The organism is Pedobacter sp. NEAU-ZC8 (assembly GCF_059278965.1).
Genome location: NZ_JCAJXC010000025.1, coordinates 12,764 through 34,317, shown reverse-complemented (window position 1 = coordinate 34,317; position 21,554 = coordinate 12,764). Strand labels below are relative to the sequence as shown.

Here is a 21,554-nt window from a genome sequence, read left to right as displayed (position 1 = left end):
GAGAAAGCTTTTTAGTTATCGAGAAATAATGTGTAATTTGCGACGTAATTTTACATCAATTGTAAACTGCATGATTGCAATTATCGCTCGGAAATTCAAAAACTTACAAACCAACTTAAAGCTTAAAAGAACGATCAAACTGGTATGGTCGGCTGCCAAAGGCTGGATGGTATTTTCGGTGGGTATGATCATCGTGGAAACCGCTCTTTTTCTTGGGTCGCTTTATGCGCTGAAATTATTGGTAGACGCGATTTCGAACCTGGACATTCAGGATCCAAATGCTGAATATCTAATTATAAAACATGTAATTATTGCCGGTGTATTCTCCATTTTATACTCCATTGCACGATTTGTCTCGGCATATGCAATAGAAGTACAGGCTGCCAAGGTAGCTAACTTTATCGACGACAAAATACATCAGACTGCAATTCAAATGGACCTTTCCTATTATGAGAGTCCCTCCTATTATGACATACTGAAACGAGCTAAGGATGCTGGAGCTGATCGTCCTAACCTTGTAATTACGACGCTCTTGGAGATTACTAAAAACGTACTTAATCTTTGCGCAATCGGATCGCTTTTCATTGCAATTAACTGGCTACTGCTTCCGCTTTTATTTGTATTTGCTTTGCCCACCCTTTTTGTTCGTATATATTTTTCGAATAAACAGAATGAATGGCGTATCAAGCACACCCCACTTGAACGTAAGTCAGGGTATTTGAGTAATCTCCTCACATCAGACACTTCAGCTAAAGAAATAAGAAGCTATAGCCTTGGGGACTACTTCAAGCAGCTATATCTAAGCTGCAGAATGGAAATTTTACAGGAAAAACTTAACCTGAGCTATAAGCGGACTTCAAAAGAAATAATCACCACGGGCATTGGGAGTATCGGTTTTTTCACTTGTATTGCGTACATCGCTTTAGGAACAGTAAAAGGAACTAATAGTGTCGGTGATATCGTATTGTTTTTAATGATTTTTCCTCAGTCGTTTAACTTAGTTCAGTATATATCTTCCGGAATTTCAATTCTTTATACCAACAACATTTTCATAAACTCCATTTTTGAACTTTTCGACTTAAAACGTTCGCAAGCTGATGATACGCCTACAAGAGAGATACCCTCGCGTATGAACCTGGATCTTGAAGTTAAAGGCTTGAACTTCACCTATCCTGGTAGTGAGCGTACAACTTTGAAGAACATCTCCCTCCGCATTCCATCGGGCAAGATCATCGCAGTCGTTGGACTTAATGGCGCAGGAAAATCTACCTTGATTAAGCTCCTATGTGGCTTGTATAAAGTTGACTCAGGCGAAATTTCATTAGGAAACATCAATATCAATGAATTTGACGTGTCAGCTTACCGACGACAGGTGAGCGCTGTTTTTCAGGACTTTTCCCGTTACAATTTCAGTGCTGAAGATAACATACGTTTTGGGAACATTAACAAAGAGGTTGTGTATGATGAAATCGTAACAGCATCAAAAAACGCGGGTGCAAGCACATTTGTTGAAAAGCTTCCAAACCAGTACAAAACGATGATGGGAAAGTTATTTGAAGAGGGGCATGAGGTAAGTATTGGACAATGGCAAAAGTTAGCTATTGCGAGAGCACTTTATAGTGAAGCTCGTTTTCTTATTTTAGATGAAGCCACAAGTGCATTGGATGCCTTGGCAGAAAAAGAGCTTTTCGATTCCTTCAGAAAACACATTGGAAACAGAGCTGCCATAATTATCAGTCACCGCCATTCTGCAGTGAAGCACGCAGATTACATATATGTCCTGTCTGGTGGCCAGATACTACAGGAAGGGACTGACAGCGAGTTGTTGAACATGGAAGGTGACTATGCAAGACTCTTCAAAGAAAATGTAGAAGCTTAATGAAGGTAAAAGGTAAAAAATTAGCTATTGTAACATGCTGCCAAGATGATTGGGGTGGAAGTGAAGAACTTTGGTCCAGGAGCCTTACTTACCTGAACAAATCGGATATTCAGGATATAACCTTATTTAAGAATAAGGTGAACTTGAATCATCCAGAGTTCAAGAAGCTGCAGCATGAAAACATTACTTTCCAGGAGTTAAATCCAAATTTGAAGGGTCTCGGACGCGTGTTATCCAAATCACGTTTTCTTGCCAGACGCTTTGGAGCTCGACTTGGACTCATGGAATACTACTGGGACAAAACTGCACTGCGTCTTTATAAGCTTCTAAAAACCAACCGACCTCATCTTGTTGTAATTTCACAGGGTATCAATTTTGACGGACTGGTATATGCGTATCAATGTTTAAAGCTGAACATTCCATATATAATTGTAGCACACAAAGCAGTGAGCTTCTACTGGCCTAATCATGAAGAAAGGCCTTATATGAAGAGAACACTTCTTGAGGCTAAACAGTGTTTTTTCGTATCCAAACATAATCAGAATTTGACAGAGGAACAGTTTGGAATGCGGCTAAAGAACGGTAGCATCATATTAAATCCGGTAAAAACTCAACCTAAACCACTACCCTATCCACATACGGTTGATGGTCTTAAACTTGCATGTGTGGGCAGGCTTTTTGTTATTGATAAGGGTCAGGATATCTTGCTAAGGATACTGGCACAGGATAAATGGAGAGAACGGAATATTTCAGTGACGTTTTTTGGAAGTGGGCCAGACAAAGAAGGACTGAAGGAAATGGCAGCATTGCTAAATGTTAACAGTGTTATCTTTTCTGAGTTTACCAGCGATATACATGAGATCTGGTCTACTCATCATGCCTTAATCCTGCCGTCCAGGAGTGAAGGTCTTCCATTAACTGTGATCGAAGCCATGTCACTTGGAAGAGTTGTTATTGCTACTAATGCAGGAGGAACGAATGAGATTGTGGAAAATGGGGTGACTGGGTTTATCGGCGATGCTTCAGAGAAAGACTTTGATGAAGCTATGGAAGCTGCTTGGCACAATAGAAGTAATTGGGAGTCGATGGGCAGAGCCGCTGCTTCTCACATTGACAGCACCATACCCCAGCATCCAGAGACAGAATTTGCACACTTTATAATGAACACTTTAAATGAACGGTAAGCCATTAGTTTCTGTAATTATTCCGACGTATAATAGAGGCGATAAACTGTCTGTTGCGATTGACAGTGTGTACAATCAGTATTATGATAATATTGAGTTGATTGTTGTAGATGACGGCTCTAGTGACAATACCGCTGAAGTTCTAGAAAGGTATCCTGATGCGGTGTTTATCAGACAACAACATGGAGGGCAAGCAGCTGCCAGAAACAATGGACTGCAGAATTCAACCGGAACAGTTATCGCTTCTTTGGATTCAGATGACTACTGGCATCCAGATTTCTTAACGAGATGTGTTGAGAAGTTGGAAGACGACAAGTTGGATTTTGTATTTGCTAATTGGTCACAACAGGCCAAGGTTGGGAACGATTGGGACTTTTTAAATGGAGATCCTTTTCTGATACCTTATTTCGAGAAAGTTGTAGATTCCTGGGTTGTGCTTGAATATTCAGAACTGCGCAGAGTTTATATGGAGGCTTGTCCCTCACCATCTTCATCTGTAGTGATTAGAAAATCGAGCATTGTGTCTGGTTGGGACAACAGAATCAACATCGCCGATGATTGGTGTATGTATCTGGAAGTGATCCTTTCAAAGGAATGCAGGGCCGCTTTTACGCTTGATAAATTATGGAAAAAATGCATCGATGAGATCAACATCTATGATGGGCGTAAGCGAAATGAGGTTTTAAGACATCTTTACATCTCCGATACCCTGACCATGATGGACAAGTTCAAGAAATTGCTAACCCGGTCTGAAATGTATATCTTCAAACGGAGATATATGGCGAGTCTGGTAGAACTCGCTAAACATGAACTGATCAGAGAGTATAATATCAAAGAGTGTTTGAAGCTATTGAAAGATTCATTTAATGTAAATGTACCTTTTACCCTAAAAATGATTCCCGACGTGTTTATGCGGGGGTTAAAAGGCAAATGTGATGCACTTTCCAGTAGAGCGTAGAACGCAGTCCTCGATATGAATTTACTCAAATTCACGCGGTATGTTGAATGGTGGGAATACAAGCTCCCTCCGCTTCTTTCTGTAGCCTATGCTACTGTAATCTACTATAACTATCCACTGCAAAGCGCAATAACGCAGATTTTACTGTTACTGATTGCGGTCATTGTGGGAGCAGTTTATGTGAGTGTTGTAAATGATGTAACAGACATCAAGGATGACTTGGCCGCTGGTAAACGAAATAGCATGGCAAAGGTTCCAACTCCTATTCGAGTTGTTCTTTTAGCCGCTATACTTGCAGGTAGCTTATTTTTCAGCTGGTTGCTCTATCCTGATATAAAAAGTATATTTTTCTATAATATGGCTTACCTGGCATTCAGCCTGTATTCCATCAGACCTTTTCGTTTTAAGGAGCGTGGCTTATTAGGGGTGGCATGTGATGCAATGGGTGCTCATCTTTTTCCGGCACTGCTGATGACAGCTAGTTTGATCTATTTTATGGAGGTTGAAGCCCAGCTGTTGTGGTATTTGGCAATTGCGTTCTGGTCGTTCATTTATGGAATCCGTGGGATATTGTGGCACCAGTTTCATGATCGGGATAATGATCTGAAGTCTGGCACAATGACGTTTGCAACCGCTACAGATCCAGCGGGCTTTAAGCCCGTTGAACTTGTGCTGTTCATCATCGAACTTGTCGCTTTTTTAACCTTCATTAGTTTCGTTATGGATGGAACAATTCTATGGAGTGTATTCATCTACGTGGGTTTAGCAGCATTGCGCCTGCTGATTTTTAAACGTAAACTCCGCATTATCCTGACCAAAGCGTCTGAGGGATATCAGCTGGTGCTTAATGAATTTTATATAGTGTTTCTTCCGATAGCCTTGTTAATTCAAATTTGTTTAACGGAACCTTTCGCGTGGCTTATTCTTTGCGCTCATATTCTGATCTTCCCAATGAACATATTTAGTGCTGTTAGGGATTGTTTTATAGGTTTAAAATGCATTATTGTAAATAGATTCTAAATGCAAATTGCACATTTAATAGTAGCTCATAAAAACCCAGAGCAGTTGCTAAGGCTATTAAAACGACTGCAACATCCGAACTTTGACTTGTTCGTACATATAGATAAGAAAATCCCGATTGAGCAGTTTAGTCACATTATGCGTGATGCCAAATTCTTATTTGTAAAAAACAGAACAGCTTGTAACTGGGGAGGAAACAGTGTTCTTATGAGCATCATCAAATCGGTTCGTGAAATTCTTGATTCAGGTAAAAAATATGATTTTATCAATGTAATTAGTGGTCAGGATTACCCTTTGATGTCGACTGAAAAAATGTTAGCTTTTTTTCAGTCGAATCTAGGAACAAGCTTTATTTCATATGATCATGCTTCCGATTCCCAATGGTGGCAACTTGCACGGAATCGATATGAAAAATATCACTTTACTGACCTGAACGTTCCTGGGAAGTATTTACTTCAGAACATAGTGAACACTCTATTACCAAAAAGAAAATTTCCATTTTTTAAAACACTTTATGGTGGAAGTAAATCAACTTGGTGGACAATCACAGGCGATTGTGCCTTGTATCTAGTGTCAACTCTGGAGGAAAATAGGAAGCTTAACAGTTTTCTAAAGTATGCATGGTGCACTGACGAATTTATTGTAGCTACTATTATAATGAATTCTCCATTCAGACACAAAACAGAAAACAATAATCTTAGGTATATAGATTGGTCCGAACAAAAGGCAAGTCCAAAAACGCTTACCTTTGAAGATCTAGCTCCAATGAAAGCTTCTAATATGGTATTTGCTAGAAAGTTTGACATCAAGGTTGATGTACGTATACTAGATATGATAGATCTAGAGGTGTAATAACCCAACGGGTAGCGATCTAGTTTGACACCAGAAAATCTTCTAAGATGTACTTTCTTACTTCCTCTTCATTTTTAGCATGTAAAATTTTTGCTTTTGAAAGTTTCGGATACAACGAATTATAACAATTAAAGTGGTGTTCAGGTCCTTGCTTTGATAAGATCAAATTAATACCTCCAAAATAGCTGGCAAGTACTGAGGTTCCACCATGTATTGACACAAAGTGGCTTGCATTTGCATAAACCATTAATTGAAGATGGTTGAAATTATTGGCGTTTCCTCTATTCTCTTCGTAAAGTTCTTGCAGAAATAGCACTTCCGGATGAGTGTCTTTGAACCATTCGAATTCATTGAGGTCATAAGTCTCGCTGTTATCTTCAGTGATATTTTCCGGCCGGGGACGATTATAGACTATCGTGAATTGATCCTTGAGATTACTGACAATAAAGTCCAAGGTCGGTATATCAAAGTAACTAATTGGAGGTCCATTCCATTCCATGTTGTACCTATTGGCAATAATCAACAATGGTTTTGGGTAAACATAGATGTCGTTTTGATATTGTTTTTTCAACGGAACTGCAAGCCATTTGCTCATGTCATAATCATGACTATACAAGACACGTGGGACCTCAAAATTATAGTTCCCTTCATTAGTTCTATTTTCAAATACTTCAGCATGATTCTCCGAAAAGAAATAGAATTCCTTCGTAAACTTAGAAGATTTTGTACTCAGCAGTGTACCATTTTTGTGATGCCAATAAGCAAAAGGCAATACAAACTGTAACTCCGGCCCAAACTCGCCGTGAAAACTTATTTCTTTGTACTTCTTCTTGAATATGTAGTCTTTAAGCAGATACTTTGCCTGAGCAAATCTAGAATTATATGTGTCTCTGTAAAAATATCTTAGTTCAGGAGGAACTTTCGGATGTTTGATTCGTGTATATAAACTGAACAGTTTATTGGTAAATATTGAGGGCATGTATTTGCTATGAAATTTTGAGAAAGATAACAAAAATTCCCAATACAATGCACATGCATGTTAATTAGCACTCACATCGGAGTCTTTGTACTTGTTAGCTGACAAGGATAATAAAAAATATATTATCTTAGAAGCGTCAAGCCTTTCTCAACTACTGACGCCCACTGATACAATGCTCTTAAAAGACAAAGTAATTATATTCCTAGGAAATGCTCGTTTTGATGGAAACATACAATCGACATCGTTTTTTATTGCTAAAAACCTAGCAAAACACAACAAGGTGTTTTTTATTGATTATCCATTTACCCTTAAGGATTACCTTAAAACATCATTTAATACAAAGGAGCTTAAATTAAGAAAGCGAAAGTTTTCCTATTTTTCAGATGGAAGACTTAAAACCGACACGGATAATTTAGAGATCATTGTCACGCCGCCGGTACTCCCAATTAACTTCATCCCGGAAGGGATAGTCTTTCGAAGATTGCTAAACATTAATCAATTTATTGTAGCACAAAGGCTGAAAAAAATCATTTCAAAAGAGAAAATCACAGATTTCATTTATGTTAATGCCTTCAATTTCCACTATCCAGGCATAGCTGAGAGAATAAAACCAACCTTGACTGTCTATCAATGCGTAGATCCTATGATTGTTCCATACGATATGAAGCACGGCATCTATTCGGAAAATCAACTTGTAAGAAAGAGCGACTTGGTGATTTGTACCAGCAAAGCCCTTTACCTCGAAAAGACAAGTCAAAACCGTAATACATACTTCGTTCCAAATGGAACCAACTTGAACCCGAAAAGCACATTGAGTACATCAAGTATCTTGCACGAAAAATTGAGAGACGTACCGGGTCCATTGATAGGATATTTAGGAACAATCGAGCGCAGAATTAACTATGAGCTTATCATCGATGTAATTTTGCTTAATTCTGATAAATCCTTTGTATTCGCGGGCCCCATTTCGGAAGGGTTCGTGCCAGATGCACTTTATCAATTGCAAAACGTGCACTTTCTAGGGTCAATTCCCCATCAAGAAGTGCAACAAATTATAGACAATTTTGATGTGGCGATCATACCTTTCAAAAAAGATCAGGTGAGCAAAACGATCTTTCCGATAAAGCTATTTGAATATTTAAGCGCGGGCAAAGCCGTAGTGGCAACAGACTTCAACGAAGATCTAAGGGACTATACAGATGATTTTGTGGCATATTGTGAAACGCCGATTAACTTCAGTGCTGCATTGAACGACGCTTTGCAGAACGACAATGAAGACAAAAGAGAACAGCGTAGGCAACTTGCCAAAAAGAATACATGGGAGGTAAGAGCCGCCCAGTTTGCGGAAATTCTTAACTCCCACTTGAACGCTAAAGTTCAGTAGTATTCTAAGATAACTTTCTTGCTGATTTCTCCCAGGCTGCACTTTGGGCATTTCGAAAGTACCGAACAATGCCTGCAATCACTGCATAGTTCATCATGCAAAAATAGAACGGAATAAATAAGGCCTTGATTCTAATATTTCGTCGTTCAAAGTATAATCCGAGTACGCTTAATAAATAAAATGCGAATTGTGCAAAGAGTAGCACAATATAAAGCGAGTCGTTATTTTTAAACACGATTATCACATTAATTATAAAAATGACTGGGAGTAAGACAGGTGTAAGCGTCCATCTTAGTACTCTATGACTTAAGTATTGGAAGGTTAATGCAGGATAAATAAATGGGTTAGCAGCCTTCTTTAGGCGCAATATCGACTGAATTCCACCAGCGGCTATTCTTATCTTACGCTTTAATTCTTCTTTTACGTTTGCGGAGGCAGTTTCAATGGCAAATGCATTCGGTTCATATGCAATTATGTACCCCTTTTCCGCAATACGCATGGCGATCATATGATCATCAATAATTGTGTCAGCCTCAACTGGCTCATAAAGCTCTGTCCTAATACTAAATAGTTCTCCAGCAGCCCCAACATTAGAATACAACTCATAATCAAGTTTTTTCAGAAAGGATTCGTATTTCCAATAGAATCCCTCACCTGCCGAGCTAGCATCTGCTGCTTCCTCTACAATTATACGTTTTTCACCGGCAACGGCACCTACTCGTGCATTCTGATAATGCTTAACCAACTCTCTAACAGCGCATGAGTTTAGAAATGTGTTGGCATCAGTAAATAATAGGATTTCGCCCGTAATATAGGGGATTGTTCTTTTAATTGCAGCCATTTTGCCGGCGCGTTGAACTTGATGGAGAAGAAGTACATCCTGATATTTCCTGACCTTTGAAGCGGTCGAATCAGTTGACCCGTCTGTAACTACAATGATTTGAACCTTATCTTTGGGATAGTCTAATCCGAGTGTATTAACGATCTTGTCTTCTATCAAATATTCTTCATTATAAGCCGCAATCAATATAGAAACGCTCGGGTCTGTGTGGTTTTCAACAAAAGCAACGCGACGCTTGAACAGACGTTTTAACCGCACAAGTATGTATAACAATAGGCCGTAACCGATGTAGGTGTACACAATTATTAAAAGTCCAATCCAGAATGCAATGATCATATTTATTTTATTTTAAAGCCAAGAACTCCACTATCTTTTTTATTTTGGAAATTCCAAAGCACACCTGCAAGAACTTGTTTTGCGAGGTCAATGCGTCCCCGAAGTAAGTAAGAGGTAATATTTATGGCTGAAACAAAGGGTACATAATATAGGCTAAACAAAATGGTTGTTAGCAAAGCAGTATTCCTCCTGATAAACAACATTCTATTACGTGTCATAAAGTATGTTTTGATTGGACTCTCCTTCCCTACGCTTATTGATTCCTTATGGAATACGACTGCTTTGCCAGTGAACCAAATCTTTTTCCCTGCTTTCTTAAACTTCTCACACCAATCTAGTTCCTCGTAATATAGAAAATACGACTCTTCCATCAAACCCACGCTAGATAAATCATCCCTACGACACATCATTGCTGCTCCATGGCAATAGGCTGTTTCTCTACTTTCCTTGTCGTATTGACCTACATTTTCTACCATGTTTCCAATACCTTCATTACGGCAGGTTAAGTAGTTCATTGGTGTAAAGCCTGCATATTGAATTATTTTGGGATCATCGAAATACGCGATTAACGGAGAGATTATTCCAATTTCAATATTCGAGTCAAGCTCAGAGGTAAGGACATCTAACATAGATGGCGTTATTTCAGTATCATTATTCAAGAATAATAAAAACGTACCACGAGCAATTTTAACACCGAGATTGTTACCCCCGGCAAATCCCAAGTTAATCGGGGAGCTTACATATTTTAATTGGGGGTAAATGGATTTGAAAAGCTGACTATGATCTTCATCACAGCCATTGTCGACTAAGATAACTTCTGTCTCATTCTGGTTAGTATTAGCCACGACGGACTTTAGAAATTCAACTGTTACTGAAGGCTGATTATAGTTGACAGTTATAATAGATGTCTTGATCATATTTGACTTACAAATTTCCACGTTTTAATTCTAGGTATGCATATGCACAAGCGCGGGCTGTCAATGCCATATAAGTCAACGATGGACTTTGACATCCAGAAGATGTCATGCAACTGCCATCCGTAATAAATACGTTTTTGACATCGTGAATCTGATTATATTTGTTTAAAACAGAGGTCTTCGGATCTAACCCCATCCGCGCAGTACCCATTTCATGGACAGTAGATCCTCCAGGTTTGTCATAAATGAAGGTTTGCACCTCTTTAAAGCCTGCTTGATCAAGCATCTCACCTGATGTTTCCCTGATATCATTCATCATTTTTTCTTCATTATCTTTGAAGGAGAAGTCAATTCGTAACTGAGGAATCCCCCATTTGTCTTTTTTTACAAGGTCTAAAGTCACTTTATTTTCGTGATATGGTAAGCACTCACCCCAGCCCCCCATCCAAACACTCCAAGGTCCAGGGACCGTAATCTGATTTTTAAAGTCTCTTCCAAAACCCTGAGTCTTACGAGACATATCGGCCCATTCCATTCGCTCACCCCGACCCTGTATATTGTACCCCCTAATAAACCCATGATCTTCATCAGCACTCAAATTCCGATATCTTGGAATCAAAAATCCACAAGGACGGCGCCCTTTATAGTATCGATCATTAAATTCGTGGTGTATACCCTGGGCGCCCGCGGACGAATGATGATCCATTAAATTATGTCCTACCTCGCCACTGTTGTTTCCAAAACCGTCGGGAAACAAATCTGATTTAGAGTTCAATAAGATTCCCGCGGTTGCGATCGTTGAGGCGTTTACGAAAATGATTCGGGAGCTGAAATCAATGACTTCATTTGTTTCAGAATCTATAATTCTTACGCCTTTAGCTTTTCCTGTGTCTTGATTGAGAAGAATTTCAGTTACAATGGAAAATGGCCTAAGTGTTAAATTGCCGGTGGCAACAGCTGTAGGTATTGTTGAACTGTTACTACTGAAATAGCCACCGTAGGGGCATCCTCTTGAACAAAGATTTCGATTCAAACACGGCCCGCGATTTTGCCAGCCTCGAGTTAAGTTGGCTATTCTTGCAATTGTCAATAATCGGGTTTCATCGTTTCGCTTAATACTATCTCCCAAATGCTGCTCGATACAGTTAAGTTCCATAGGAGTCAGGAATTCCCCGTCAGGCAAATGTTTCAGATTTTCCTTACGCCCACTTACACCTACAAAAGACTCTACATAATCATACCATGTTGATAAGTCCTTGTATCGTATTGGCCAGTCAACCCCCACTCCCTCTCTTGCATTCGCTTCGAAATCTAAATCGCTTAATCGATAACACTGACGGCCCCATGTTAACGACCTTCCACCAATCTGGTATCCCCTAAACCAATGAAATGGCTGTTCTTGAATGTACGGGTGCTCCAAATCGCTCACATAAAAATGCTTGTCTGCGGGGCTGTATCCATTACTTTGTATAGGGTCAGCGAGTCGATCCTCTAACGTATTATTTAAGCCATTTTTGAAGTCCCAGGGATTCATGGTAGCAGTCGGGTAATCATCGATGTGCTTGACATCTCTCCCTCTTTCAAGAAGTAAAGTCTTGAGACCTTTTTTACATAGTTCCATTGCAGCCCATCCACCGCTTATCCCTGATCCTACAACTATAGCATCGTATGAGTGCTGTTTTTTTGCTTGGTTATTGATGTACATGTTATTTCGTAGCCCAAGATTTTTGATTGGAAGATAATGGTATGCAGGCCTTGTAAATTCCAGGTATGGGGTCATAAGCAAGACCTTTTGTAGCTCCCAGGTGAGATATACAATATCCTTGAACGGTAAGCTCACGAAGTTTATAAAAGAATGACTTTCCAATAAACTTATTTTTAATCTTCAGTAGAAGATCTGAAGACTCAATCAAGCTGTATGAAAAATGCTTTACAATTTCCTGCTTTGAAGGGGGATCACATTCTAAAAACGTCTTACCAAAATTGCTCCTAGCAAACTCTTCCACTTCTTCAAGTCCGGATAAAAAACTTTTTTGATCTTGTTGGTTATGACATTTATTCATTACAGAAATGATGTAGTTCGCCACTCCCGCTTCTTTGGCTCCTGGAGTATCGGTTTCCGGAATAATGACTTCAGATAGTTCTGATATTAAAGAGCTTTTTATCTGCCAGTCATGTAATGTTATATATGCGTGAGGTTCTGATACTTTTAACAAGTTAAAGACTGAATAGGAACCAATGCCTAGGCCGGTAAGTGCCAAAATTGATTTTAAATAGTTCCTTCTATCCATTGAGTGCGATTTCCCCAAAGATAGTCATGTACCTTCAAGTTTTAAATTAAATATGCATAACTTCCGCTATTTTTGTAAAACTTTTAATTATCGTTGAAATTCCTTGACTCAAAAGATTTTCGTAGATTATCGGTGTTTAACTACTATCTTTAAATTAGCTACTAAAAACTATGGTACCCCTCTCCAAAATCCTTCTCACGCTTAGTATATTTCTTTTTATTTCCTGTGCATCATGTAAGAAAAGTCCAATCTCAGTTGAGACACAACCGAAGCCTGGGTACGAACAGCCCGAAGATGTCAAGCAACAAGTCAAGGACAGTATTCCTGCAGACGCTAAATTGATCAATGTTGGAGTTGGATATGGAAATCTAATGATTGATGGCAATACTTTAAATATCACAGGGAATGCGAAGATTTTGATAATGGAAGGGGCATATCAGACCGTTACATTGAAGAATTTGATTGCACAGGATGGTTATAGAATTTACGTAAAAGGCTCTGGCGTAGTTAGCGTAACGGAATCAATGTACACAGAAAATCTTAAAAATGTGACTCTCTCTGGTGAGATTAACGATGACATAAAGCAGGGATTTAAATTTCAAGATATTAAATATCGCGCTATTTTAATGAATGGAAGTCTTACTGGCGTTACCCTCAAAAACTTGCAATTTAAGAACGTAAGTAATTATGTTATAGCTGGTGAACGGAGCAATGGACAAGACTTCCGCTATCTAGGCACGCCAGAAACAAGGACCCAAAAATTCAAGATCCTAAATTGTATATTTGAAAATGCCGGGACAATATCATTCGGAGGTAGCTTTGATAAGAATAAGGGTGAAGATACCGGCTTTTTTCAGGATGTTGAAATTGCATACAATACATTTCAAAACACAGATGCTGGCAGTGTGTGTTCGTTTACTAATGTGCAAAATTACAACATACACCATAACGTGGTAAATAATGTAAATTTCACAAATAATAATCATAATGGTATTTTCTTTATGGAAGGGAGCGGCAGTTTCCACGACAACAAGCTAACTAATTATCAAGGAAATGCAATTCGAATGTGGCTTTACTCTAGAGGAAACGTTCCCGAAACGAACATGATTTACAACAATATTTGCTATAATACCAGAAAGTATGGTGCATTTGAACTTCAAGCTTTTGAGCGACAGATCGCTCCCGGAAAAACCACATTCGTTAACGCCAAGGTCTTTAACAATACCGTTGGCAGAATGAACACTTCAAAAGATTGGGACGGTCAAATTTTAGATCTTTATAACACTGGGGGGAGTTTAGAATTTTACAATAACCTAGGCTTTGAACTTGTAAGTAACACAGCACAGCCTTCTAATATGATTCACAACATAAGCGGGGTAAAACCCCTAGTGGACAAAAATAATCTTTATTACAAAACCTTAAATGATGCCGTTTACGATAACGTTAACTTTAAATCCAAGGTTCCGGGGATTGGAGCGTTATAAGGTTTGGTTATAATATTTGCCCCAAACTGAGCGGGTACGCTGTGTACGACGGATTTCTTAACGCTTCCAAAGTCGAACTTTTCAATTGCGAGCTTTTCAAATTTACATAATCTACAGTGGCAGGATGAATCTTATAAAGTTCACCTGCTGCTACACGCCGCCAGCAGAGCACGTCAATCCATTAGCTCCCTTTATTAATTTGTGTCTCCTAGTGTAGTTGTATCTGCATCTATTCTTCAGCCAATACCTGCACCTACATTATCTTTAAACAAGTAACGATCTGAAACTTTCTTACAAACGGCATAATTAAGCCGTTCTCTAACTTTCTGCATTGGTCTGCCCAGGGTTGTAGATACCGTAATTTGATGTTCCTTACCACGAGCTTGAGGCTACAGTACTTGCAATAACCCAACACCCGCAACAAGTTCAATTTACTTCAACTCATATTTAGGAATAGCTTAGATCACTACCTAGTCGTACCATTTTCTTTTGGAAACAGCGAATTATAGCTCTTTATTATAATTCCTTTGAGTTCTCTATATCCAATAACATACATATTCCAAAAATTAAAGGCATTGTATCTATTTAATGGTACATATGCTATGAATATAGAAAGTACTATCGGGAAAATGCTAGCAATTCCGATAGCGTAGACAGATTTAAATAACATTATTCCGATGTAGTCGGCAAGTAAATTTACCGCCAGCATACACAAAATCTTATAAAAGTTAATTTTGGGCATGTGGATTACGTCAAGTGTTAAACCAAAATACCGGTCAGCGGGATACAGGACAGTCATTACCATAAAAATTCTTAGCAGATTTACAGCTTCTGTATTCAAATACTTTTCGCCACCGATGGCCAATATAATAGGTTCCGCAAAGACTATTGAAAGCAATGCTATACCGAATATTAAAATGGAAACTATCCCGATCATCTTTTTCATTACAAACATCATGTTATCCTTGTCATCATTATTGAAATACCCTGATAAGCTCGGCATGCCGGAAGATGCAAAGCTAAGTAGTGGCATTTCAACAAGTTGGATTAATTTTCCAGATAAATTATAGATGGCCAGTGCAGCCGGTCCGAGGAAATAACTGATGAAGAACGTATCAATAACTTTAAACAAATTAGAACTGACATAAGTGCCCACGCTGTACTTTCCAAAGTCAAATAACTGTTTAATCGAATTTTTGGTTGTGAACCTCAAAGAGTTAATTCTAGACCAACCGAATATCATAATGATAATACTTGCGCTTAGATTACACATAATGTAGGTCAAAATAATCGACTGCAAGTTGGCGGCCTTTAAGGTCATTAGCACGATCACCGTGCCAGTAAATAGAATTTGGTTGATTAACCTTACCCAAAGATACCGGTCAAATCTTTTATCAGCTTGTAAGACCAAACTTGACATAAACGTCGGCAATGTCGCCAAGGAAATAAGTGAAAAGTACTTTATTAACAAAAAGATACCCTCATCTGTTATTTCCAATGGTAAAATATAAACAATTCCATTAATCAAGATTAATATCGCTGTTATTACCAGAGCTATAGCCCAAGCTGATCCTGCAACTTCGCGTGCCCTCATTTCATTGGTACCCGAGTAAAACTTTATGAATGATGTTGTCAAGAAGCCGGATCTTAAAGTATCAATCAAGCCAAAAATGGCCATAAAGAATACGTATATACCGATTTCCTTCAACGATAATGCACGGTAAAGTAGTGCCATCGTTAACATACCAAAAGCTGCCATTACACCATTTCCAATTAATGATTGTAAATGGATGTTTTTTAGCGATAGTAGAATATTTCTTATGAGCTGCATGGGGAATAATATTCGGTAGTCAAGAACTTAGAGGCTATAATTTAAGATGACCATTCCGTCGGCTCAATTCAATGTATATATTCTCGATTTGCTTGGTCATTCTCTCGTTATCGTAGTCTCTTTTAATTGTTTCTAAAGCATTTGCACCTAAACTGTTTAACAGTTCCACGTTGCCAGCAAGCATCATAATGGAATCAGCTAGTACTTGCGGTGACGACACCGGAACTAGAATTCCATTTTTCATGTGTTCTATTACTTCTTTGGTCCCATCAATTGCAGTAGCAATTACAGCTTTCTTCATAGCCATAGCTTCTAATAATCCAATAGGAAGACCCTCCCATAGAGATGGCAGACAGTAGATGTCTATTGCCTTTAAAACAACAGGAACATCTTCCCTAAACGGTGTGAATATAATTCTATCATGAACTTTCAACTGCGTCGCCAAAGCTATAGATTGTTCTTTCAGATCCCCTTCTCCAACAAACAAAAACTTAATCTTGAGGTCTTCAGGTATCAAACTTATCGCCTTAATTAAGGTAAATGGATCCTTTTGTTTCGTTATTCTAACAACGTACCCCACGAGGATGTCTCTCTCACCAATACCGAATTCGCCCCTAAGGTCAGAAACCCCCAGTCGATAGTTAAACTTTTCAAGATCAATCCCTGACCGTATTACTTTCGCTGCTGCAATCTTAAAGTGGCTTCGTCCATCCAAAAGATTGTTGTTTGAAACACAGATAGTAAAGTCAGATTTCTTTATTAATTGCGATTCACTAAGCAAGCGAATTTTTTTGACAAAGAAACTCTGATCAGGATGGAATGACCAACCGTGTACAGTGTATATCAGTGGAATTCCACATCTTCGTGCGGCATAGAAGGAGTTCGAGTTAGCACGAGTTCCGTGTGCATGAACAATATCAATTTTGTTGTCTACTAGGATCTTTTCTACCTGACCCCACTTTGTAAAATCAAACGGCTTTTCTGTTTTCAATACATAAGTTTTGATACCTCTAGCCCGCATCTTGTCTACCATAGGTCCTTCGGTGAATGCTAACAAGAGACTTTCAAAATGTTCACTGTTCAATTGTTCTATTAAATTTATTACATGCGTTTCACCACCGCCAATTTTCCCCTGTCGGATTGTATGCAGAACCTTAATCTTGTTTTTCATGTATCTGTATGTTATATCGCGTTAGTGCGGTCATGTCTTGTAGCAACAGAGAGCTTATTGGCTCTCTTGGCATTCACCAGAGCAAATATTTGTAATAAAACGAACTTAGGAATCGATATAAGCGCGCGATAAATGCTTTTATCTGCCGTAAAAAAGAATAATGATCTAAAAAAAACAAATAGAAACAGTATTCCAGCGAACACTAAAAGCAAAAGAAATTCCGGATAATAGATCACATCCACAATACCAATCATAAATGCAAATAGAAAGAGTAAGAACAAAGGCGGACGCAACAACATAATACTAAATATGAACTTGTTCCAGCTTCGATAAAATACGGAAGATGCCATCATCTTCGCTCCCCAAGAAGCGTATTTGAACCATGTATTTATCCAGCGGGCGCGCTGTTCTACTAATTGTTTTGACTTGCTTGTTTTGGTGTCATATACCACGGCATTTTTAGCAAAGGCAATTCTCGTTTCAGAGTCAACTAATTGATACTGTAAAAGTTTATCAAACCCCGCACCGCTAATTACTTGCCCACCAAGCGCTGTGACGTATAGCTGGGTGGAAAACGCCATCCCTGAACCAGCTAAAGAAGCCGAAGACCCAACTTCAAATAGCAAAAACCTATCTATATAACGATAGTAAATGTCTCCAGCCTCATCAAGGCATGCCAATTCCGAATTCAAGTTCTTGGCCTTCCTTACGCCCTGGACTGCATCAAATCCGGCATCAAAATATCTATTTAATTCACGAAAATATTCTGGATCAACTATATTATCACTGTCAATTATAGTTATTCTATCATGATTTCGTTTAAAGTTCTGAATTGCATAAAAGTGCGACCTTATGTTATTAGCGAGTACCATTTCCGGTCTAAGGACATATACCCTCGGGTCTTCAAACACTAGAGATGAAATGTCACAGTTGTCAGCCACAACGTAAATGCAAAAGTTACTATAACTACACTCCAAAATCGAGTTAACTACGTCAGGGATCAATTGTACTTGCTCGTAAGCTGTCACGACTACAGCATAATCAGCCTCTTCCACCACCTCATCTTTTAATACATGCCTTTTAGACTTAAACAAAAGTAATACAGTTAATACTGCTGGATAAATACAAAAACCAACAACGTATAAATGGAAGAAAACTAAGATGAAATCTATAATACTCATGGAGAGTTCTACTAGGTAATGCAAATTTAATTTAAGATAAAGTATGTTTGATATGGGTAAACATTTCCCCAACTGATTTCTCCCAGGTATGTGTCCGTGCGAATATTATTCGCTGCTCTTGTAGGTTTTGATCATCTGACGATATAGCTTTGCTTATTAATTCGACATACTCCTCCTTAGTTTCGGCCAGGAACACGTAATCTTTGAAAATTTCCATTGACACCGTCTTAGTGGCTATGACAGGTTTTCCAAAAAGCAGATATTCATCTATCTTCCGAGGATAATTTCCAAGAGTAATTTCGTTAACTAGTTGGGGATTTATACAGACATCGAAGTATCTGATATATGTCGGAATAAGATAGGTTGGCTTTTGCCCTAAAAAGAAAACATTGGAGATACTATGAAGCCTACTATTTCTGAATTCATTGTCTTCATAACCTACAAGTACTAACGAGTACGAAGGAAAACTTAAAGCAATATGCACAATAATATCGATGTCGAGTCGTGCACTACTCAAGGCACCAACATAACCGATTATTTTACCGGTAATATGTTCAAGATCTTCAGGCTTACTGGGTTTTAAGGAGGGTTGATCATCAATTTCGGCCCCTTGCCCAATATTGTATGAATTCGGATTGTATTTTCGACAATAAAGTGTCAAGTATTGAGAATTGCAAAGACAGAGATCAGAGTTCTGAATCAACAATGGTTCAAGCCTTGATCCATGTTTTTTCCAATATGGCACCCCAATTAAAAAGTCCCTTAGATAGTAAATACTTATTGTTGGTTTTAGAAGTTTGGCCACATAAAAACCCTTAAAGATTTCACCATCATTAAACAAAACATATTTTTCGAAATTTAGAACTGATAAAGCTGTTGCTATCGATTTTGCAAACTTCCTATTGTTTCTTTTGTTAAAAAAATCAAATATAATATCACTGTTAATCCAATTGATTGATTCTACCATACAATCAGGATAGTAAATCCAGAGATTATGTTGAACTTCAACAAGCCCTTCTTCCTTGTGATTGATCACTCTAAGACGTCTAATTACATCAACATCACCTCTTCCTTTCAATCTTGTAATTCTATCTAAAGGGGAATTCACATAAAGCACGCGGTTAGTTTTACTTAGTTCTAGTGCAATGTTTTTGCAATTGCTACCTATACCAGTATCCCAAGATTGCTGACCAATTATCAAAATATCAAGTGTGGTAATAAGTTCGTTCATAATCTAAGTTACCGTAATATGACCTAAGCTAATTCCCATCGACCATCATTAATGTTGTATTTTTTAATCACTCTTGCGGGATTACCAACTGCAACAGTAAATTCGGGAACATCTTTCGTAACTACACTGCCTGCACCAATTACACAGTGGCGTCCAAGCCTCACTCCAGCAGTTATCACGCAATTTGCACCGATCCAGACCTCGTCTTCGATGATTATTTCTTTACAGGTAACAGGTTGCTTCGAGGTTGGAATACTTACATCCTCATAACCATGATTTAAACCTGAGACCACTATATTTTGGGCCAACATAACATCGTTCCCAATGCTTACCGGCCCAATTACTACGCAGCCAAGGCCTACAATTGTATTTTTACCGATAATAACATTCCCGACACCGTTGTTAATTGTAGCAAAATCCTCTATTATCGATCTGTCTCCCAGTAAAAACGCATTAAATGGGAACACATCCATTCTGGAACTATTCCGGATAACTGAGTTTCTACCCTTTTTATGCTTAAAGGGATTCAAGAACAACCTGACCCAAATTCTTGGACTATGTTCATTTTCAGGAATTAGTAACCTTAAGGCAAGTCGCTTCAAGCGTGGATCGGCCTTTATTTTAGAAATAATCGACATATTCTTAATTTCGTGCTAGTCAGGTTTACGTTTCAATCCGCTTCTCAAACCGATAATAAAGCAAATTAACACTGGTAAGGCAAATACTTCAAATGGCATAAGTAGTTTAAAAAATTAATCCTTCCTCTTTCTTTTCTAGTTCCGGGCTTTTATAGATGAATACCCATGATAGGTATACGACAATTGAAGAAGGCATCGAATTAATCACCTCGTTGCCATAACTACAAAATAATATACCAGCAAATCCGGAGGTTAGTGCAATCATCTTTATCTTAACGCTCTTATTTTCTAGTCGCCAAACAATTCCACAACACTTGCCGAAGATATACAACATAATTGACAGCCAAATTGTAAATCCTACAATGCCATACATCGCCCAGACTTTCACAAAATAGCTGTCAGGAGGGACTGTTGACAAAAATTTATCGGAGTTATACAAAATTCCATTATGCCCTGTTACCCCTAAGCCACCCCCAAATGGTCGAGTACTCATATATTCACGTAAAAGCTTCTGAGTATTAAACCTAACGTTCAATGAAGGGTCGTCAGGGTTTACGGCTGATCTCAGCCTATAAATCTGATAATTACTATTTCCAATATAAGTGAATTTCAGGAACGACAAAAAGAGTAGGCCAATCAATCCCCCTAAAAGGAGTACCTTAAGATTCTTACTTAAGATTAGTGCAACAAATCCCCCAACAACTAAGGCGAATAGTGCCCCCCGCGTACCTGATATGAGCATTCCATATAGCATTAAAACCGAACAACATAGAAAAACAACTTTGATCCATCTTCTAAAAGGTCCAAATCCCAAAATTAAAGAGATAAGTCCCAACTGTGCCTGTGAAGCACCGAATTGCCCAGCGTCACTATAGAATGAAAATACCCGCAACCGGCCAAACAAAATGTGTGTTATTGCCCCACCCTCATTTAAGAACGCTTGTTCCCCTGATGAGGGACCAAAATATAGTTGTTTGATTCCATTTAATGATGCTAGTGTCGAGAGGACAACTATGACTAAAAGGAAGACATCTAAATGGCGATTATCCCGAAATATTAATAACCCTAACATAACCATTAAAAGAGGATATAAGGCTGTAGAACGAATTTCAGAGATCCAACCCATGAAAGAAGCACCAGGGTTTAGGACTTCAAGGATACTTATTACAAACCAGAGCAACAATAAATATAGTAGGTCGTGGTTGATACTAGTATATTCTTTAGGTGGAGTTTTTATCAAGACCGCTACAAGTGAAACTAAAATCAAGCCCTCAATCAATAATCCGTATTGAAATCCACCAATCTCTCTGTCAAAAATTCCATAGATAAAACAATAAGTTAGCAAGATAAATAAAAGTACGACCCTCATCATACAAC

General features: G+C 38.4%; 18 protein-coding genes. 7 read left to right on the top strand and 11 right to left on the bottom strand.

The annotated features are described in order from the left end of the window. The first annotated feature begins 70 nt into the window (after positions 1-70). The 5 genes from AC5WJX_RS16800 to AC5WJX_RS16780 are packed head-to-tail and all read left to right on the top strand — an operon-like array spanning position 71 to position 5,893. Positions 71-1,879: an ABC transporter ATP-binding protein gene (locus AC5WJX_RS16800; protein WP_494485454.1), complete on the top strand. Its 1,809-nt coding sequence runs from the start codon at positions 71-73 to the stop codon at positions 1,877-1,879. After that, positions 1,879-3,063, top strand: a complete 1,185-nt coding sequence (locus AC5WJX_RS16795; protein ID WP_494485453.1) for a glycosyltransferase family 4 protein — start codon at positions 1,879-1,881, stop codon at positions 3,061-3,063. Before AC5WJX_RS16800 ends, AC5WJX_RS16795 begins: the two co-directional genes overlap by 1 nt. Further along, the gene (locus AC5WJX_RS16790) at positions 3,053-4,021 is read left to right on the top strand and encodes a glycosyltransferase family 2 protein (RefSeq protein ID WP_494485452.1); all 969 of its coding nucleotides are present in this window, start codon (positions 3,053-3,055) and stop codon (positions 4,019-4,021) included. The genes AC5WJX_RS16795 and AC5WJX_RS16790 overlap by 11 nt, the downstream gene beginning before the upstream one ends. 15 nt (positions 4,022-4,036) lie before the next feature. Further along, positions 4,037-5,041, top strand: coding sequence for a UbiA family prenyltransferase (locus AC5WJX_RS16785; protein WP_494485451.1), 1,005 nt, complete (start codon positions 4,037-4,039; stop codon positions 5,039-5,041). After that, complete coding sequence (locus AC5WJX_RS16780; protein ID WP_494485450.1) at positions 5,042-5,893, top strand: beta-1,6-N-acetylglucosaminyltransferase; 852 nt, start codon at positions 5,042-5,044, stop codon at positions 5,891-5,893. Between the two features lie 19 nt (positions 5,894-5,912). Here the strand turns inward: AC5WJX_RS16780 and AC5WJX_RS16775 are convergent, their stop codons facing one another. Then, positions 5,913-6,872 (bottom strand): hypothetical protein, encoded by a 960-nt coding sequence (locus AC5WJX_RS16775; RefSeq protein WP_494485449.1) that lies wholly within the window; start codon positions 6,870-6,872, stop codon positions 5,913-5,915. Between the two features lie 91 nt (positions 6,873-6,963). Here AC5WJX_RS16775 and AC5WJX_RS16770 point away from each other — a divergent pair, with 91 nt between their 5' ends. Beyond that, complete coding sequence (locus AC5WJX_RS16770; RefSeq protein WP_494485448.1) at positions 6,964-8,256, top strand: glycosyltransferase; 1,293 nt, start codon at positions 6,964-6,966, stop codon at positions 8,254-8,256. A gap of 4 nt (positions 8,257-8,260) precedes the next feature. Here the strand turns inward: AC5WJX_RS16770 and AC5WJX_RS16765 are convergent, their stop codons facing one another. From AC5WJX_RS16765 to AC5WJX_RS16750, 4 genes are read right to left on the bottom strand one after another with little or no spacing between them, the layout of a single operon-like run. Then, positions 8,261-9,433, bottom strand: a complete 1,173-nt coding sequence (locus AC5WJX_RS16765) for a glycosyltransferase family 2 protein (protein ID WP_494485447.1) — start codon at positions 9,431-9,433, stop codon at positions 8,261-8,263. Positions 9,434-9,435: 2 nt separating this feature from the next. Beyond that, the gene (locus AC5WJX_RS16760; RefSeq protein ID WP_494485446.1) at positions 9,436-10,350 is read right to left on the bottom strand and encodes a glycosyltransferase family 2 protein; all 915 of its coding nucleotides are present in this window, start codon (positions 10,348-10,350) and stop codon (positions 9,436-9,438) included. 7 nt (positions 10,351-10,357) lie between these two features. Beyond that, the gene (locus AC5WJX_RS16755) at positions 10,358-12,055 is read right to left on the bottom strand and encodes a GMC oxidoreductase (RefSeq protein ID WP_494485445.1); all 1,698 of its coding nucleotides are present in this window, start codon (positions 12,053-12,055) and stop codon (positions 10,358-10,360) included. A 1-nt stretch (position 12,056) separates the two neighbouring features. Beyond that, entirely contained in the window at positions 12,057-12,641 is a 585-nt protein-coding gene (locus AC5WJX_RS16750; RefSeq protein WP_494485444.1) for a gluconate 2-dehydrogenase subunit 3 family protein, read from the bottom strand. A 170-nt stretch (positions 12,642-12,811) separates the two neighbouring features. Between AC5WJX_RS16750 and AC5WJX_RS16745 the strand changes: the two genes are divergently transcribed. Then, on the top strand, positions 12,812-14,125 hold the full coding sequence (locus AC5WJX_RS16745; protein ID WP_494485443.1) for a hypothetical protein: 1,314 nt from the start codon (positions 12,812-12,814) through the stop codon (positions 14,123-14,125). Positions 14,126-14,591: 466 nt separating this feature from the next. Here AC5WJX_RS16745 and AC5WJX_RS16740 read toward each other — a convergent pair whose 3' ends face one another. From AC5WJX_RS16740 to AC5WJX_RS16715, 6 genes are all read right to left on the bottom strand, one after another. Further along, positions 14,592-15,956, bottom strand: a complete 1,365-nt coding sequence (locus tag AC5WJX_RS16740; protein WP_494485442.1) for an oligosaccharide flippase family protein — start codon at positions 15,954-15,956, stop codon at positions 14,592-14,594. Between the two features lie 34 nt (positions 15,957-15,990). Then, a complete protein-coding gene (locus AC5WJX_RS16735) occupies positions 15,991-17,127 on the bottom strand; it encodes a glycosyltransferase family 4 protein (RefSeq protein ID WP_494485441.1) in 1,137 nt (378 codons plus the stop codon). An 11-nt stretch (positions 17,128-17,138) separates the two neighbouring features. Further along, positions 17,139-18,308 (bottom strand): glycosyltransferase, encoded by a 1,170-nt coding sequence (locus AC5WJX_RS16730; protein ID WP_494485440.1) that lies wholly within the window; start codon positions 18,306-18,308, stop codon positions 17,139-17,141. Positions 18,309-18,339: 31 nt separating this feature from the next. Further along, positions 18,340-19,539 carry a glycosyltransferase gene (locus tag AC5WJX_RS16725; RefSeq protein WP_494485439.1) on the bottom strand — a complete coding sequence of 400 codons (1,200 nt, stop codon included), beginning with the start codon at positions 19,537-19,539 and terminating at the stop codon, positions 18,340-18,342. Between the two features lie 23 nt (positions 19,540-19,562). After that, on the bottom strand, positions 19,563-20,177 hold the full coding sequence (locus AC5WJX_RS16720) for an acyltransferase (protein ID WP_494485438.1): 615 nt from the start codon (positions 20,175-20,177) through the stop codon (positions 19,563-19,565). A gap of 106 nt (positions 20,178-20,283) precedes the next feature. Beyond that, complete coding sequence (locus AC5WJX_RS16715; RefSeq protein WP_494485437.1) at positions 20,284-21,549, bottom strand: O-antigen ligase family protein; 1,266 nt, start codon at positions 21,547-21,549, stop codon at positions 20,284-20,286. Positions 21,550-21,554 lie beyond the last annotated feature (5 nt).

Excerpts from the sequence above, each read along its gene's own strand:
- AC5WJX_RS16750 (WP_494485444.1), bottom strand. The coding sequence starts at position 12,641 with ATGGATAGAAGGAACTATTTAAAATCAATTTTGGCACTTACCGGCCTA.
- AC5WJX_RS16765 (WP_494485447.1), bottom strand. The coding sequence starts at position 9,433 with ATGATCATTGCATTCTGGATTGGACTTTTAATAATTGTGTACACCTAC.
- AC5WJX_RS16755 (WP_494485445.1), bottom strand. The coding sequence starts at position 12,055 with ATGTACATCAATAACCAAGCAAAAAAACAGCACTCATACGATGCTATA.
- AC5WJX_RS16760 (WP_494485446.1), bottom strand. The coding sequence starts at position 10,350 with ATGATCAAGACATCTATTATAACTGTCAACTATAATCAGCCTTCAGTA.
- AC5WJX_RS16795 (WP_494485453.1), top strand. The coding sequence starts at position 1,879 with ATGAAGGTAAAAGGTAAAAAATTAGCTATTGTAACATGCTGCCAAGAT.
- AC5WJX_RS16775 (WP_494485449.1), bottom strand. The coding sequence starts at position 6,872 with ATGCCCTCAATATTTACCAATAAACTGTTCAGTTTATATACACGAATC.
- AC5WJX_RS16735 (WP_494485441.1), bottom strand. The coding sequence starts at position 17,127 with ATGAAAAACAAGATTAAGGTTCTGCATACAATCCGACAGGGGAAAATT.
- AC5WJX_RS16740 (WP_494485442.1), bottom strand. The coding sequence starts at position 15,956 with ATGCAGCTCATAAGAAATATTCTACTATCGCTAAAAAACATCCATTTA.
- AC5WJX_RS16800 (WP_494485454.1), top strand. The coding sequence starts at position 71 with ATGATTGCAATTATCGCTCGGAAATTCAAAAACTTACAAACCAACTTA.
- AC5WJX_RS16745 (WP_494485443.1), top strand. The coding sequence starts at position 12,812 with ATGGTACCCCTCTCCAAAATCCTTCTCACGCTTAGTATATTTCTTTTT.
- AC5WJX_RS16785 (WP_494485451.1), top strand. The coding sequence starts at position 4,037 with ATGAATTTACTCAAATTCACGCGGTATGTTGAATGGTGGGAATACAAG.
- AC5WJX_RS16730 (WP_494485440.1), bottom strand. The coding sequence starts at position 18,308 with ATGAGTATTATAGATTTCATCTTAGTTTTCTTCCATTTATACGTTGTT.
- AC5WJX_RS16715 (WP_494485437.1), bottom strand. The coding sequence starts at position 21,549 with ATGATGAGGGTCGTACTTTTATTTATCTTGCTAACTTATTGTTTTATC.
- AC5WJX_RS16780 (WP_494485450.1), top strand. The coding sequence starts at position 5,042 with ATGCAAATTGCACATTTAATAGTAGCTCATAAAAACCCAGAGCAGTTG.
- AC5WJX_RS16790 (WP_494485452.1), top strand. The coding sequence starts at position 3,053 with ATGAACGGTAAGCCATTAGTTTCTGTAATTATTCCGACGTATAATAGA.
- AC5WJX_RS16720 (WP_494485438.1), bottom strand. The coding sequence starts at position 20,177 with ATGTCGATTATTTCTAAAATAAAGGCCGATCCACGCTTGAAGCGACTT.
- AC5WJX_RS16725 (WP_494485439.1), bottom strand. The coding sequence starts at position 19,539 with ATGAACGAACTTATTACCACACTTGATATTTTGATAATTGGTCAGCAA.